Source organism: Candidatus Mycalebacterium sp. (assembly GCF_977828045.1).
The window spans coordinates 83,137-97,793 of the sequence record NZ_CDWCUL010000010.1 but is presented as its reverse complement, the minus strand read 5'-3'; the positions used below and the strand labels follow the sequence as shown (position 1 = coordinate 97,793).

General features: G+C 49.4%; 14 protein-coding genes and 1 other RNA gene. 13 read left to right on the top strand and 2 right to left on the bottom strand.

Features of this window, described 5'->3' with window-relative positions:
• The first annotated feature begins 58 nt into the window (after nucleotides 1-58).
• The gene (locus tag ACY430_RS02565; RefSeq protein WP_462137331.1) at nucleotides 59-967 is read left to right on the top strand and encodes a TIGR01777 family oxidoreductase; all 909 of its coding nucleotides are present in this window, start codon (nucleotides 59-61) and stop codon (nucleotides 965-967) included.
• Nucleotides 964-1,596, top strand: a complete 633-nt coding sequence (gene pdxH, locus ACY430_RS02560; protein ID WP_462137330.1) for a pyridoxamine 5'-phosphate oxidase — start codon at nucleotides 964-966, stop codon at nucleotides 1,594-1,596. The genes ACY430_RS02565 and pdxH overlap by 4 nt, the downstream gene beginning before the upstream one ends.
• A gap of 7 nt (nucleotides 1,597-1,603) precedes the next feature.
• On the opposite strand, the gene metF is transcribed toward pdxH, so the two are convergent.
• Together metF and ACY430_RS02550 are read right to left on the bottom strand one after the other, a co-directional pair.
• Nucleotides 1,604-2,488: a methylenetetrahydrofolate reductase [NAD(P)H] gene (gene metF / locus ACY430_RS02555; RefSeq protein ID WP_462137329.1), complete on the bottom strand. Its 885-nt coding sequence runs from the start codon at nucleotides 2,486-2,488 to the stop codon at nucleotides 1,604-1,606.
• A 17-nt stretch (nucleotides 2,489-2,505) separates the two neighbouring features.
• Complete coding sequence (locus tag ACY430_RS02550) at nucleotides 2,506-3,663, bottom strand: MFS transporter (RefSeq protein WP_462137328.1); 1,158 nt, start codon at nucleotides 3,661-3,663, stop codon at nucleotides 2,506-2,508.
• 84 nt (nucleotides 3,664-3,747) lie between these two features.
• Between ACY430_RS02550 and alr the strand changes: the two genes are divergently transcribed.
• The 11 genes from alr to ACY430_RS02495 all read left to right on the top strand — a co-directional run bounded on the left by alr (nucleotide 3,748) and on the right by ACY430_RS02495 (nucleotide 14,657).
• Nucleotides 3,748-4,866: an alanine racemase gene (alr, locus tag ACY430_RS02545; protein ID WP_462137327.1), complete on the top strand. Its 1,119-nt coding sequence runs from the start codon at nucleotides 3,748-3,750 to the stop codon at nucleotides 4,864-4,866.
• On the top strand, nucleotides 4,863-6,263 hold the full coding sequence (locus ACY430_RS02540; RefSeq protein WP_462137326.1) for a hypothetical protein: 1,401 nt from the start codon (nucleotides 4,863-4,865) through the stop codon (nucleotides 6,261-6,263). Before alr ends, ACY430_RS02540 begins: the two co-directional genes overlap by 4 nt.
• A complete protein-coding gene (locus ACY430_RS02535; RefSeq protein WP_462137325.1) occupies nucleotides 6,260-7,033 on the top strand; it encodes an MlaE family ABC transporter permease in 774 nt (257 codons plus the stop codon). The genes ACY430_RS02540 and ACY430_RS02535 overlap by 4 nt, the downstream gene beginning before the upstream one ends.
• A 19-nt stretch (nucleotides 7,034-7,052) precedes the next feature.
• Entirely contained in the window at nucleotides 7,053-7,838 is a 786-nt protein-coding gene (locus ACY430_RS02530) for an ABC transporter ATP-binding protein (protein ID WP_462137324.1), read from the top strand.
• Nucleotides 7,835-8,488 (top strand): MlaD family protein, encoded by a 654-nt coding sequence (locus ACY430_RS02525; protein WP_462137323.1) that lies wholly within the window; start codon nucleotides 7,835-7,837, stop codon nucleotides 8,486-8,488. The genes ACY430_RS02530 and ACY430_RS02525 overlap by 4 nt, the downstream gene beginning before the upstream one ends.
• Nucleotides 8,489-8,577: 89 nt before the next feature.
• Nucleotides 8,578-9,033, top strand: a complete 456-nt coding sequence (smpB, locus tag ACY430_RS02520; protein ID WP_462137322.1) for an SsrA-binding protein SmpB — start codon at nucleotides 8,578-8,580, stop codon at nucleotides 9,031-9,033.
• Entirely contained in the window at nucleotides 9,030-9,713 is a 684-nt protein-coding gene (locus ACY430_RS02515) for a tetratricopeptide repeat protein (protein WP_462137321.1), read from the top strand. The genes smpB and ACY430_RS02515 overlap by 4 nt, the downstream gene beginning before the upstream one ends.
• Nucleotides 9,714-9,814: 101 nt before the next feature.
• Nucleotides 9,815-11,962, top strand: coding sequence for a tetratricopeptide repeat protein (locus ACY430_RS02510; protein ID WP_462137320.1), 2,148 nt, complete (start codon nucleotides 9,815-9,817; stop codon nucleotides 11,960-11,962).
• 70 nt (nucleotides 11,963-12,032) lie between these two features.
• Nucleotides 12,033-12,385: a transfer-messenger RNA gene (gene ssrA, locus ACY430_RS02505) on the top strand.
• Nucleotides 12,386-12,405: 20 nt separating this feature from the next.
• Nucleotides 12,406-13,020, top strand: a complete 615-nt coding sequence (rdgB, locus tag ACY430_RS02500) for an RdgB/HAM1 family non-canonical purine NTP pyrophosphatase (RefSeq protein WP_462137319.1) — start codon at nucleotides 12,406-12,408, stop codon at nucleotides 13,018-13,020.
• Nucleotides 13,017-14,657: a CTP synthase gene (locus ACY430_RS02495; RefSeq protein WP_462137318.1), complete on the top strand. Its 1,641-nt coding sequence runs from the start codon at nucleotides 13,017-13,019 to the stop codon at nucleotides 14,655-14,657. Before rdgB ends, ACY430_RS02495 begins: the two co-directional genes overlap by 4 nt.

Sequence of the window (14,657 nt, the reverse complement as noted above, 5' to 3'; positions counted from 1 at the left end):
CGCGCGCGTGTCCCGCCGATTGCTTTTTTGCGTTTTATTAAAGACTATTGCGAAAACTGTGAAGGTTTTAGTATCCGGTTCGGGCGGTTTTATCGGAAAAAGCCTCGTCTCTTCCCTCAAAACCGGGGGGCATGAGGTCATACGCATCGTCAGAGATCGCCGCAGAGCGCGCCCGCAAGAGAGGGCGGTTCTGTGTGATCCGGTCGGGCGCGAGTTCAACCCGCGCGATTTTGAAGGAGCGGACGCCGTCATTCACCTTGCCGGACGGAACATAATGCGCAGATGGACCGATTCTGCAAAAGCCGAAATTGAGTGTAGCAGAGTGGCGGGCACGGAGTTTCTTGCTTCCGCGCTGGCGGGGCTTGAAAATCCGCCGAAGGTTTTTCTTTGCGCGTCCGCAACCGGTTTTTACGGGGACAGGGATGATGAAATTCTTTCCGAGCGTAGCGGTGCCGGAGAAGGCTTTCTCGCGCGGGTCGCGGAAAAATGGGAAAACGCGGCAAAAGCCGCCGGTTCCGCGACAAGGGTTGTGAACTTGCGGTTTGGAATGGTACTCGCGCGCGATGGCGCCGCTCTGAAAATGATGAGAATTCCGTTTCTGCTGGGTCTCGGGACCCGTATAGGGGACGGAAGCGGCTATATGAGTTGGATATCAAAACGGGACGCCGTCAGGGCCATGGAGTTCATTCTCGCAAACGATTCCGTTTCGGGACCGGTGAACATAGTGTCGCCCGTGCCGATGCCAAACGCCGATTTTACCCGCTGTCTCGCGCGGGTTTTAGGGCGTCCGGTTTTTTTGTCATTGAGCGCGCGGATTATAAAATTTGTTTTCGGAGAGATGGGAGAGGAGGTTATTATGAGTAGTGTGCGGGTTGTTCCCGAAAAACTCATAAGCGCCGGATTCCGGTTTGAAGACGGAAATTTGGAGGCGTTTCTCCGCGCCGAACTCAAGGGAACAGGGTTGTGAAGAAAAACGACAGGCAGTATTTGCTTATGGGCCTTGATGAGTCCGATATTGACCGTGACCCGTTTAAGCAGTTTTTCGTCTGGTATAAAGATGCCTGCGACTCCGGCATTGATTTGCCGAACGCGTTCACACTTTCGACCGCATCCAAAGATGGCGTGCCTTCGTCAAGGGTGCTGCTCCTGAAAAATTTCGATGAAAACAGCTTTGTTTTCTACACAAATTCGTTCAGCAGAAAGGCTTCGGAAATGGATTCCAATCCGCGCGCGGCAATCTGTTTTTTCTGGAACATTCTTGAGAGGCAGGTAAGAATTGAGGGTGAAATTGAGGCTGTGGAAGACTCCGAAGCGGATGACTATTTCGCGCAAAGACCCCGTGAGAGCCGCATAGGGGCGTGGGCTTCGGTTCAAGGGCGGGTAATAAGCGGCAGGGACGAACTTGATAAAGAGTTCGCGCACCGCGAGGCGGAATTTGACAATTCCGAAACAATCCCGCGCCCGCCGTTCTGGAAAGGATACCGGGTGGTTCCTTCGGTTTTTGAATTCTGGCAGGGCAGGGCAAACCGCCTGCACGACAGAATAAGATATGGCAAAAACGAATCGGGCTGGGTCATGGAACGGCTCGCGCCCTGACTCGCGCTCACAAACCGAGCCGTTTCAGCACGGATTTGACATACGAAGCCCTGTTCAGAACATAAAAATGTATTCCCGGCACGCCTTCGCTCAGCAGGTTTTCCGCTTGCTCAGCGCAGATGTCTGCCGCGACCCGTTCCATGTCGCCGTTTTTTCTTTCGCACTCTTCAAGGCGTTTCATTATCGACCGGGGAATTGTGGTTCCGCACATTGATGTTATTTTCACAACCTGCCGCGTTGAGAGAATTGGCATGAGCCCCGGTATTATGGGATTTTCAATTCCGGCGCTCCGGACTTTTTTTACATAGTCAAAATAGAACCGGTTGTCATAAAACAGTTGCGTGATTATCGTGTCCGCGCCGGCGCGAATTTTCTTCGCAAGGTTTTCTATGTCTTCCTCAAACGACGGGGCTTCAATGTGTTTTTCCGGATATCCCGCCACCGCCACGCCGAAACGCCCGTTGCGGTTTTCGCTTTCAAAACCCCGTATATGCTCCACCAATTCGTTCGCGTGTGAATATCCGCCGGGAACAGTGGTGAAACTCTCCCGATTGTCGGGCGGGTCTCCCCGCAACGCCACGATGTTTTCTATGCCGCGCTCGCGCAGGTTTTTCAAAATTAAATTCATTTCCGCGCTTGAAGATCCCACGCAGGTCAGGTGGCTCGCAGTCTCAATCTTCAAGTTGTCTTTTATGTGGGATGCAATCTCAAAACTGTTTCCGCGGGTTGACCCCATCGCGCCGTATGTAACCGAGATAAATCCCGGAGAGAGTTTGGCGAGGTCTTCCAGAGAGCGCAGCAGATTTTCCTTTCCCTCCGGCGTTTTAGGGGGAAATATCTCAAACGATATGACCGGCTTGGACGGTTTTCTGTAAAGTTCGGGAAAAGTCATCGTATGTTATGCGCTTCTTAAACCGCTCCGTTGTTTGGAGGTTTGGGAATTCCCACGAGCGGCCAAGCCGCTATGAGCACAAAACACAGAGCCAAAGCCACGCCGAATCCCGCGGGAAACAGCAATCCCGCGAACATGCTTCCCGCAAATGCTCCGAGAAAACTCGCGAGGTTGAGCAATCCCGCCACATTTCCACGCGACCCGCTTGACACTATTTGAGTAAGAAAAGCGGGAAGAATTGGCTGGAAGATTGAGTGCCCGAGAAAGAAAACCGCTCCTGCGACAATCAACCCTGTTTTGTCCGGAATTAGAACCGCGATTGCCGTTCCTGTGGCGAGAAGAGCAATCGCCACAGGCGGAGGAATGTTCATTTTCTTCCTTCTCTCCATGATTTTCAGGAAAGGATAAGCGAAAAGCGCCGCAGGGAGAAGCATAATAAAATACGCTTCCCAAATATGGGAAATTTTTTCTCCGGCCGTACTTTCCCAACTGAGCGGATATACAAACAGGAAGATGTTGAGAATGGAAGACAGTATGAAGGAGCTTACGAGTATTTCCTTTATTTTTGAGTTTCCCCGGAGCGTGGGCGCCGGGTCTTCCGGCTCATGTCTGACATATGTTTTTTCATCGGGGAAAAACGCGAGAGTTATTGTAATTGAGGCGGCTCCAAGAGCGGCAAGAATGTAAAAAAGCGTTTCAAACCCCAGCCACGACGCCATAACCGGACCCGCGAGAAGCGAAACCATAAAACTTGCGCCGATGATTAAGCCCGTTATCGCGAAAGACTGCCCCCGCACTTCGGGCCTTGTGAAATCGCCGAGAGCCGCTATGGCTACCGCGCCAACCGCGCCGCTGCCCTGAACCGCTCTCGCTATTATGAGTTGCCAGATGTTTTCCGCCAGCCCGCAACCGATGCTGCCCACGCAAAAAATCATAAGTCCGCCCACAATTACGGGCTTTCTTCCGAATCTGTCGCTCGCCCGTCCGAATGGAATCTGAAAAAGAGCCTGCGTGAGCGCGTATATGCCGAAAGCCAGTCCCGCAAGAAAATGTGAAGAGCCCGGATACTGCAAAGCGTAGGAACTGAAGACGGGGAGTATAAGGAAAATTCCGAGAAGTCTTGTCGCAAGTATGGATCCTATGATTTTTGTTGCTTTTGACTCGGTCGGGTTCATTGCAGTAAGGGCACTATGTTGCTTTCCAAGCGATGGTATCTTATCATAACAAAAGGTTTTATTTTCTCACAAACCTCATATTTGATGAACCGTGTATGGACCGAAATTGATTTAAATGCATTGAGAAGCAATGTGGAATTATCTGCGCGGACGGTCGGAAGCGGCATTGGAATAACGGCTGTTGTCAAGGCGGACGCATACGGACACGGCGCTGTTGAAATCAGCAAAGAACTCGCGAAATTTCCCCCGGTTGTGATGCTTGGAGTTTCCTCCGTTGAGGAGGGGCTGGAGATAAGGGAATCCGGTGTTTCGGCGCCCGTTCTTGTTATGGGCGTGGCTCCGGACTGCCTGGTTACGGATGCTGTCAAGGCCGGGCTCACGCTTTCGGTTTTTACGGAAAACTGTCTTGATTCTCTTTCCAAAGCCGCAAAAAAATCCGGCAAAAAGGTGGAATACCACCTGAAAATAGACACCGGAATGGCACGCCTCGGCGCCGCAAAGGAAGATGTTTTTGATTTAATGGAAAAAGCGCGCGGCTTGCCGGGCTTGAATCTCGCGGGTGTGTTCACTCATTTTGCCCATTCTTCGGCTTCCGCCCCCGAACCGACTTTTGAGCAGATTGCCGAATTCAATCTGGTTGTTTCGGAGATTGAAAATTCAGGCGCGCGTCCACGCTTCAAGCATATGGCGAACAGCGCGGCGATTCAGAGATTTTCAGAATCGTTCGGCAACATGGTGAGACCCGGAATTATGCTTTACGGTTCGTCTTTTGAAAAAACCGGGCTCACTCCGGTTATGAGCGCTAAAACTTCGGTTGTAAGGGTCAGAAAAATCGGCGCAGGCAAGCCGATTGGTTACGGCGGGACTTTTACAACAAAAAAATCTTCACTGCTCGCGACCATTCCGGTCGGATACAAGGACGGGTATTGCAGAAGTCTTTCCAACCGCGCCCGTGTTTCGGTGAACGGCGTTTCCGTTCCGGTCGTGGGTGAAGTGTGCATGGATTTTACAACTCTGGACGTTACCGGTGTTCCGCAGGTCAAAATCGGGGATGAAGTGATTTTATTCGGGGGCGGGGGAATTTCCGTTGAAGATGTGGCGCAGTGGGCGGACACCATACCTTACGAAATAATGACGCTCATCGGGGGCAAAGTTCACAGAAGAATTTTTAATGATTCAGCGGAGCCGCATCAGGAAAATTGAATTACAAGATAACATCGCGCGTGATTTTTTCGCTGGTTGTTTTTTTTGTGATTGTGGTTCAAACACACCCGGCGGACGCGCTTTTTATCAGACCCGACCCATTCGGGTTTCCCCGCAAAGACAGTTTTGTGTCCGCGTATTCACTTGGGCCGTTCCTCAGAGTGAAAGGCGAAGAAAGCGACGAGTTTGCGTTCAGGCCCCTGTTTTATGTTAAAAAAGAGAAATCGCTTGATTCCCTGACCCTGGATTTTCTGTATCCGTTTTTTCACTATCGGAGAACTCCAAAAGGATACAGAATGGGGTTTTTCTTTAATTCGCTTTCGTTCTCAAAAAAAGCCGGCTTGCCGGACCCCCGCGAAAAAAGTTTCAGAATCTACCCCCTGATTTTTCACCGCTCATCTCCGAATCCGGAAAGAAGGTCTTTTGCATTTGTGCCGTTTTACGGAAATTTCGGCGGAAAAACAAAATTTGTTCTTTTCCCTTTTTATCTTCGTACCATCAATTCAGAAGGCGCAATTTCCCGCAATTTTTTGTGGCCTTTCTTCGCGTCTTATTCGGGTGAGAGCAGGGGCTTTCGCTTCTGGCCCCTGTTCGGGAATTTTGAAGGAAAAAATTCCCATTCCAAATTTTTGCTGTGGCCTTTTTATTTCGATATAAAAAAAGGAAGCAATGAAACATACAGACGCTACAAAGCATTTTTCCCTTTTTATTACAGAGTTGATTACGGAACCGAATCTCACACAATGTATATGTGGCCGTTTTTTCAGAAAAGCGTTGATCCAAAACGTAATCTGCGCTCTTTTCATTTACCGTGGCCCATTATAAATTTCAAAAAAAGCGACACGGAAAGAAGAATGAGATTTTTTCCTTTTTTTGAAACATCCGAGACGTTTGGAGTGAAAAAAACAAAGTTTCTCCTGTGGCCCCTTTATGCGTCTTCCAGACTGCAACTCAAATATCACGAATATAAGAAAGACACTTTTCTGGTTGCTCTGAAAGTTGTGCGCGAAGCCCCCTTTGACAAAACCCGGAAGCGCTCGCTCAGAGTTGATTTGTGGCCCGTGTTTTCATACAAACGCGATGAAAAAAGGGGGCATTCTTATTTTCACTTGCTCGCGCCTTTTGAGCCGTTTATAGGGTCAAGCGCCAAGTTTTACAGAAACTACTCTTTTTTATGGAGAATTTTTGAAGTCCGCAGAAAACACGGAGAGGGAACGGCGGTTTCCGTTTTGTTTGGAACTTTGAATTTCAGAAAATCATGCGATGAGAGTTTTTTCCATATCGCCGGGAAGGCTTTTGGCTACGCGTCAGACCTGCAAGGGCGCAGAATACGATTCTTGTTTTTGCCGCTTAAGGTTGGAAGTCCCGTAAAAAGCGTGGAGAATTGCCGCAGATGAAAGAGGGGATTATAAACCGTTTTGCGTTTTTCACGGGCGGCGCGCTTCGTTTATTTTTTCTCTCCGCTTACTGGTGCAAAGACATCAGGGCGAACGCGGACAAGGTATTTTTTCAAATAGTTGTAATCGGCGCGGACACGCTTCTTGTCGCTTCGGTCATCGGGCTTTCGGGCGGCGCGGTTCTCGCTCTCCAGACGGGTCCGCTTCTCGCCGATTTTGGAATTCAGGAAACCCTCGGCGGGCTCATAGGCGTGGCGGTTTCAAGGGAAATAGGTCCCGTTATGTGCTCAATTCTGGTTGCCGGGCGTTTGGGGTCGTCAATAACCGCGGAACTTGCGTCAATGAGTGTTTACGATGAGATTGACGCGCTCAAAACAATGAAAATAGACCCCGTGAAATTTCTTGTGATGCCGCGCCTCGTGGCTTTCGCGGTCTCAATGCCGATTCTTGTGCTTTTAATGGTTGTTACGGGCTGGCTCGGCGGCGCTCTCGTTGGAGCGACAAATCCGGAAATTTCTCTTCCGGCGGTTACCTATTTCAATAATCTGGGTGATTTCGTTGATTTGAAAACGGTTCTGAACGGCGTTATAAAGGCGCTGGTTTTCGGTTTTGTTATTTTGGTGATATGTTGCAAAATCGGGCTTGAAACAACCGGCGGACCCCGCCAAATAGGGGTTTCGGTCACGCGCGCGGTTGTCTCATCAATAGTGATGATTCTCGTATGCGACTATTTCATATCAAAAATTCTGTTCCTCGCGGGGATAGTTTAAGGGTGGAGCGCGAACTCTGATGAGCGGCAACAATCTTGATACACTCCTGTCATTCCTGAACGGAAAGCCGGTTTCGGTTGAAGTTAGGGGGTTGAGAAAATCGTTTGGCGGGCAGGAGGTTCTCAAAGGGGTTGACTTCAAAGTTTCCGCCGGCGAGATGGTGGTTCTTCTCGGCAGAAGCGGTTCGGGAAAGACAGTGCTCATGCGGCATATTTCAGGGCTTGAAACTCCGGACGCGGGAGAAGTGCTGATAGGTTCGGAGCCCATTGAGCGGGCGAGTACAACCGTTTCTCTTGTTTTTCAGTCCTCGGCACTTTTCAATTCAATGAGCGCCTCGGAAAATGTGGAACTGTTTATCAGAGAGCACGCGGTTATTAATTGCGAAAGCGCCATAAAAGAACTCTCCACTGCGGTTCTTTCGCTTGTCGGGCTCGCGGGCAGGGAGTCCGCCATGCCTTCGGAGTTGAGCGGTGGAATGCGCAGGCGTGTTGCCATAGCCCGCGCGCTTTTGACCAATCCCGATGTGATCCTGTTTGACGAGCCCACAACCGGGCTTGACCCTGCGACAAAAAAATCCGTCAAGGATTTATTACTTGTTATCAGACGCGAAATTGGAATAACCCAAATCGTGGTAACGCACGATGTAGAACTTGCTTTTGCTCTCGCTGAACGGTTATCTATAATGCATAGTGGGCGAATTATTGAGACCGGCACGTTTGAGGAAATCTCCGCCAGCGAAAATCCGCTTGTGCGCGGTTTTTTCTCCGGTTCCAATACTGAAGAGAGTTTAGAGGAGCAAAGTTGAGGGGACTAAAAAAAAGAGATTTGCAAATCGGCGGGTTTTTTCTTGCCGGGATTCTGGCGATAGTTGTTGTGCTTGAGTTCGCGGGTTCGTCTTCTTTTCTTTCCGGTCATAAAAATCTGGACGTATATTTTGACTCCGTTTCAGGGCTTGAAGAGGGCTCGCTTGTAAAGATGGAGGGAGTCAGGGTGGGCAATGTGAGAAGCATAGGTTTTTCTTCAGACGGCGGCAGAATAAAAGTGGGCGTGAGAGTGCGCAAAGATATTCCCCTGAACACAAACACAGTCGCCACCGTGCGGCTCAGCAGCCTTCTGGGAACAAGTTACATAAACCTTTCAATAGGTGCGCAAGGACGCGCGCTTGCGTCCGGAGATTTTCTGGACGGTGAAACCCCGCACGATTTTGACAAAATCATTCAGGACGCCGGAGAGTTTCTTGACGAAGCCGCCCAAGCCGCGGCGCGGCTCAATTCCATACTCACGAAAGTTGATAAAGGCGAGGGCTCCGTCGGCAAAATCATCAACGAGGAAGACCTCTATGTCGCCGCGCAGGAAATGATTTTGAAAGCCAACACAAGTCTGGACACGATAGAGGACCTGGCCCCGGTAAGTTTTATAGCGACAGTTCTTGGAGTGGCGGGAACTTTCTACTAATTTTCATATTCTGTTTTCTCGGAGTTATTTTTATTATAAAAGATGCGGTTTGTCCGGCAATGTTGCGGGAGCCGCACGGGTGATTTCCGATGAAGCGTGTATGCAAACATCCAACCGTTAACAGGGACTATCACATAGAGGAAAAGTTTGAAGCCGGTCTTGTGCTGACGGGCTCCGAAGTCAAGTCCCTGCGAAACGGCAAAGCGAGCATAAAAGAGAGTTACGCAATCGCGCAGGGCGGCGAGGTCCATCTTGTGGGCAGTTACATCGCGCCGTATGAGGCGGCGGGCGCGCTTGATTATGAGCCCACCCGTTCGCGAAAATTGCTCTTGAAAAAGCGCGAAATAGACAAACTTATCGGTAAAACTCAAATGAAGGGCTACACGCTTGTGCCAACCTCAATCTATTTTCGCGGCGGTTTTGCGAAGGTGGAAGTTGCGCTCGCAAAAGGAAAAAAACTTTACGACAAACGCTCCGATGTCAAAAAACGCGAAGCCGACAGAGAGATGGAAAGAGCGCTGAAAAGGGAGATGAAAAGGAGATGACGCGCTGTTTGGCGTTGCTTGCGGTTTTTTCCATTTTGTTTGCCACGACTTCCAAGTCAGCGCCTTTTAGCGATTCCGACCCCCGGCAGTCCTGTGTTATTCAGGCGGAAAAAGGTTTTTACGATAAAGCCGAAAAATTCTGTCGCAAGGTTTTGCGCTCAAACCCCGATGACTCCGAAATCTGGGACGTTATGGGTTTTATCTATGAAGAGCGCGGCTTGAGTGCGAAGGCGGCGGAGTTTTATGAAAAATCTCTCAAAATAAATCCCGGCAGCGCTGAAACTCTGCACTTGGCAGGTGTGGCTTATGAGGCGCAGGGGCTTTACCCCAAAGCGATTGAGTTTTATGAAAAAGCGGTTCAGGCAAATCCCGATTTTGCCGAGGCGTGGAACGATCTTGGTTTTCTTTACGCAATGCGCGGACGGCACGCAAAGGCGATAGAGTGTTTCAGCGAGGCGTTGAGGGTGGACCCCGAATACACCGAAGCGTGGGAAAATATGGCGCGTGCCTATGCCTCAAAGCCGCGCCCCGCCCAAGCTGAAAACCCGCGGGCAAAGGTTAAACACAAAAGAGAAAATCAAAACTACAACCGTGAGCAATACGACAAACATCAGGAAGCCGCCACTTTCTTCCGCCTGTTCAGCAGCCCCGTTGATGTAAACCCCTATCCGTGGCGTTAGAGAAGGAAGTCAAACTTGAAATAAACCTTTCAATTCATTATTAAAGGAAAGAACTTTACGATAAACCCGAAGCCGACAGAGAGGTGGAACAAGTAATGAAAATGAGATTAAAAACAGTTTTCCTATTGCCGATTGCGTTTTTCGCTTTTGCGTCTCCCGCGTTCGCGCAAGACGCTTCAAAGGTTTTTAAGAAAGCGTCCCGTTCTGTTGTGGTTGTTTGGGTTGCCGAGCAAGGTGATGAAGAGCCGGAGATAAAAGGACAGGGTAGCGGCGTTATTATCGCCAAAGGCGAAGTTGTTACAAACTGCCATGTTATTGAAAACGCTGATTACATAGCAATTCAACAAGGGGAAGATGATGACGACCCGAAAACTGCCACACTTTTTCGCGCCGATTGGGAAAAAGATGTTTGTTTGCTGAAAGTTCCGGGGCTGAAAGGCAAAAAGGCGAAAGTTCGTCCGGCAAATTCGCTCAAAGTTGGAGAAACCGTTTACGCAATCGGTGCTCCCAAAGGAATGAATTACAGTTTAAGCGCGGGGCTGGTTTCTCAGTTGCGTAGGGATAAAAAAGACGCGCCTCCGATTATTCAAACTGATGCTTCGGTTTCGTCCGGTTCTTCGGGCGGAGGGCTTTTTGATAAGAAAGGAAATCTTATTGGCATTGTGTCTTATGTTTTGGAGGAAGCGCAAAACATCGCTTTTGCATCTCCTGTTGAATGGATAGAGGAAGCCCGTGTGAGCGGGGTCGAGACGGATTCAACAAGCTCCGAAACACTAATTGCCGGTTTTCGTTTGCTGAACCTCACACTGGCAAATTCATTGGTTGAGAATAAGGATTGGGCTGAGTTAGAAAAACACTCCCTACAATGGGTTGAACTTTTTCCTTCAGATTCCTGGGGTTTGTTTTACTTGGGAGTTGCCTATGGCGGACAAGGCAGATACGACGAAGCGATAGAGTTATTTCGTAAGGCGTTGCGAATAAACCCTGAGTTAGCGGAAGCGTGGTCTAACTTGGGAACTGTCTATAGAAAGCAAGGCAGATACGACAAAGCGATAGAGTCATATCGTAAGGCATTGCGAATAAATCCTGAGTTAGTGGAAGCGTGGCATAACTTGGGAACTTCTTATAGCAAACAAGGCAGAAACAACGAAGCGATAGAGTCATATAGCAAGGCGTTGCGAATAAATTCTGAAGATGTGGATGTGTGGTATAACTTGGGAGTTGTTTATGGCGAACAAGGCAGATACGACAAAGCGATAGAGTCATATAGCAAGGCGTTGCGAATAAATTCTGAGTATGCGAAAGCGTGGTATAACTTGGGAATTGCTTATGGCAACCAAGGCAGACACAACGAAGCGATAGAGTCGTTTCGTAAGGCGTTGGGAATAAATCCTGAGTATGCGAAAGCGTGGTATAACCTGGGAGTTGTTTATTACAAACAAGGCAGATACGACAAAGCGATAGAGTCATATAGCAAGGCGTTGCGAATAAATCCTGAGTTAGCGGAAGCGTGGAATAATCTGGGAATTGCTTATGGCGAACAAGGCAGATACGACAAAGCGATAGAGTCATATAGCAAGGCGTTGCGAATAAATCCTGAGTTAGCGGAAGCGTGGTATAACTTGGGAATTGCTTATGGCAAACAAGGCAGACACAACGAAGCGATAGAGTCGTTTCGTAAGGCGTTGCGAATAAATCCTGAGTATGCGAAAGCGTGGTATAACCTGGGAGTTGTTTATTACAAACAAGGCAGATACGACGAAGCGATAGAGTCATATAGCAAGGCGTTGGGAATAAATCCTGAGTTAGCGGAAGCGTGGGATGGCTTGGCGGTTGTTTATTACAACCAAGGCAGACACAATGAAGCGATAGAGTCGTTTCGTAAGGCGTTGGGAATAAATCCTGAGTATGCGGAAGCGTGGTATAACCTGGGAGTTGTTTATTACAAACAAGGCAGATACGACAAGGCGATAGAGTCATATAGCAAGGCGTTGCGAATAAATCCTGAGTTAGCGGAAGCGTGGTATAACCTGGGAATTACTTATGACGAACAAGGCAGATACGACAAAGCAATAGAGTCATATAGCAAGGCGTTGGGAATAAATCCTGAGTTAGCGGAAGCGTGGTATAACTTGGCGCTTATTTACAAAATAAACCGTCAAAGCCGTCCGGCAAAAGAAGCGTGGCGGCAGTTGGAAAAGTTAAACCCTGTTTTTGCTCAAAAGATTAGAAGTTTTATTTTTGATTAAACTTACACTTGCTATCAAAAACCCCTTCTTGAAATAACCCCTTCAATTCATTACTATTCCTATCCCGACAGGGGGCGAACTGGCTTCGACGTATCTGAAGACAGCTCATGCCGCATGCCGAGCTTGGCTAACTCGTTAAACTGACCTCTCGCTTATTAAACGGCGAACCAATTAATGCTCTCGCGGCCTAATTAACGCTGCGACGTTTCACACGGCAACGCCTGCGGGCTTTGTGAGGCGGCATTCAGCAGGCTGGCTTGTTCGTGGCGCCCGGTGCGCGAACAGGTGAGAAAACTCAGCGGGACAACGGAAAAAGCGCCCGCCCGCCGGCAACTTTTTTCGTCAAATCACGGCGGGATAAGCATGTAGAAGCTGAGTGATTCTCTTTTGCGGACGCGGGTTCAATTCCCGCCGCCTCCACCAGTGTTTAATGGAATAGTTCTGTGAACCTTGATGAAATCATCATTGCGACCGGCAATGAGGGCAAAGCGCGTGAATTCGGCTGCCTGATGGGCGGGGTTTTCAACAAGGTTTTTTCCCTCAAAGATTTCCCTTCGGTTGTTATGCCGGAGGAAACCGGCGAAACCTTTGCGGAAAATTCGCTTCTTAAAGCCCAAACGGTTTTTGAAACCGTCCGTTCCGAACACTCCGTTCCACCCGCCGTGCTCGCGGACGATTCGGGAATTGAGATTTCCGCGCTCGGCGGAATGCCCGGCGTACGCAGCGCGCGTTACGCGGGCGAAAACTCCACCGATGAGGAAAACTTGGATAAGTTAATGTCCGAACTCAAAGGTGTTAAAGACAGAGGCGCGCGTTATGTGTGCGTTCTGACTCTGATTTTGCCGGACGGAGAGAAAATTATCGTAAACGGAGTGTGTGAAGGAGTGATAGCGGAGACAAAAAAAGGCGGCGGCGGATTTGGCTACGACCCGGTTTTCTTTCTCCCGTTTCTTGGAAAAACAATGGCTGAAATTTCCGCTGAAGAAAAAAACCGCATAAGCCACAGAGGCAAGGCGTCAAGAGAAATCGCGTTGCGCGTGCGGGAGATATCTCAATGAACAAAAGACTGTCCGCGCAAAAAAAAGTCCGCCCCGTCAAATATGTGTTCGTTACGGGCGGCGTGATGTCGTCTCTCGGCAAAGGCATCGCCTCCGCATCGTTGGGGCTTCTGCTTGAAAGCAGAGGGCTTACAATCGGCGTTCAGAAACTTGACCCCTACATCAACGTTGACCCCGGAACGATGAACCCCTATGAGCACGGAGAGGTTTTTGTTACCGATGACGGAGCCGAAACCGATCTTGACCTCGGTCACTACCAGCGTTTCACAAAAGCCGAACTCACCCGCGCATGCAATTTTACTTCGGGAACGGTCTATCATTCGGTCATAACAAAGGAGAGAAAGGGCGAGTTTCTCGGCAAAACCGTTCAGGTTATTCCTCACATCACCGATGAGATTAAATCCAGAATAAAATCGCTGGGCAACAGCGGCGAAAAAGATGTTGTAATTGTTGAGATAGGCGGCACCGTGGGAGACATTGAAAGTTTGCCGTTCCTTGAAGCCGTGCGCCAGTTGCGGTCTGAACTTGGAAGGGAGAACACCATTTTTATACATCTGACATACGTTCCCTATGTTGCCGCTTCGGGGGAATTTAAAACAAAACCCACACAGCACAGCGTGAAGGAGTTGCTGAAAATCGGAATTCAACCCGATGTTCTTCTGTGCCGCACCGAAGAGCAAATTCCCGATGAAATCAAACGGAAAATTGCGCTTTTCTGCAACGTTGATTTCAATTCGGTTGTGTCCGGCAAGGATGTGAACTCGGTCTATGAAGTGCCGCTTGTGCTGCACGGTGAGGGGCTTGATGAAACGGTCGCCACACATCTGAACATCTGGACGAGAAACCCCAGACTGACGGGTTGGCGCAAGATGTTTGAAAGCATCAGCGACATGTCAAAGACCGTTACGATAGCGGTTGTGGGCAAATATGTGGGGCAGAGCGACACATATAAAAGTCTTCACGAAGCCCTTGTTCACGGCGGAATGGCAAACGGTTGCGAAGTGAACATCAAATACATAGATTCTGCGGAAATCAAAAATGAGAGCTCGCCGCTTCTCAAAGGCGCGGACGGCATTCTGGTTCCCGGCGGTTTTGGAGAGAGGGGGTATGAGGGCAAGATAAAGGCGATAGCGCGCGCGAGAAAAAATAACATTCCGTTTTTCGGAATCTGCCTCGGAATGCAAATGGCGGTTGTGGAATTCGCGCGAGGTGTCTGCGGAATGAAAAAAGCCCATTCAAGTGAGATGAACGCCCACTCGCCATATCCGGTGATTAACTTTATGAGCGGGCAGAAAGACATTGAAAAGAAAGGAGGAACTATGAGGCTCGGCGCGTTTCCGTGCGTGTTGCGAAACGGCACGCGCGCGCACAAGGCATATGGGAAAAAACGCATATCAGAGCGGCACAGGCACCGGCTTGAGTTCAATAACGATTTCCTTTCCGAACTCAAAGCGGGCGGGCTCGTGGCAAGCGGTGAGTCGCCAGATTCTTCGCTTGTGGAGATTGTTGAACTCAAAAAACACCCGTGGTTTGTAGGCTGTCAGTTTCACCCCGAATTTCTTTCAACTCCGCTGTGTCCGCACCCTCTTTTCAGGGATTTTATCGGCGCGGCGCTCAATTTCCGGAAATCCAAATGA

Coding starts and splice junctions, on each gene's coding strand:
- ACY430_RS02530 (WP_462137324.1), top strand. CDS start 7,053: ATGAGCGGCAACAATCTTGATACACTCCTGTCATTCCTGAACGGAAAG.
- metF (WP_462137329.1), bottom strand. CDS start 2,488: ATGACTTTTCCCGAACTTTACAGAAAACCGTCCAAGCCGGTCATATCG.
- alr (WP_462137327.1), top strand. CDS start 3,748: ATGAACCGTGTATGGACCGAAATTGATTTAAATGCATTGAGAAGCAAT.
- ACY430_RS02495 (WP_462137318.1), top strand. CDS start 13,017: ATGAACAAAAGACTGTCCGCGCAAAAAAAAGTCCGCCCCGTCAAATAT.
- ACY430_RS02515 (WP_462137321.1), top strand. CDS start 9,030: ATGACGCGCTGTTTGGCGTTGCTTGCGGTTTTTTCCATTTTGTTTGCC.
- smpB (WP_462137322.1), top strand. CDS start 8,578: ATGAAGCGTGTATGCAAACATCCAACCGTTAACAGGGACTATCACATA.
- ACY430_RS02535 (WP_462137325.1), top strand. CDS start 6,260: ATGAAAGAGGGGATTATAAACCGTTTTGCGTTTTTCACGGGCGGCGCG.
- ACY430_RS02510 (WP_462137320.1), top strand. CDS start 9,815: ATGAGATTAAAAACAGTTTTCCTATTGCCGATTGCGTTTTTCGCTTTT.
- ACY430_RS02550 (WP_462137328.1), bottom strand. CDS start 3,663: ATGAACCCGACCGAGTCAAAAGCAACAAAAATCATAGGATCCATACTT.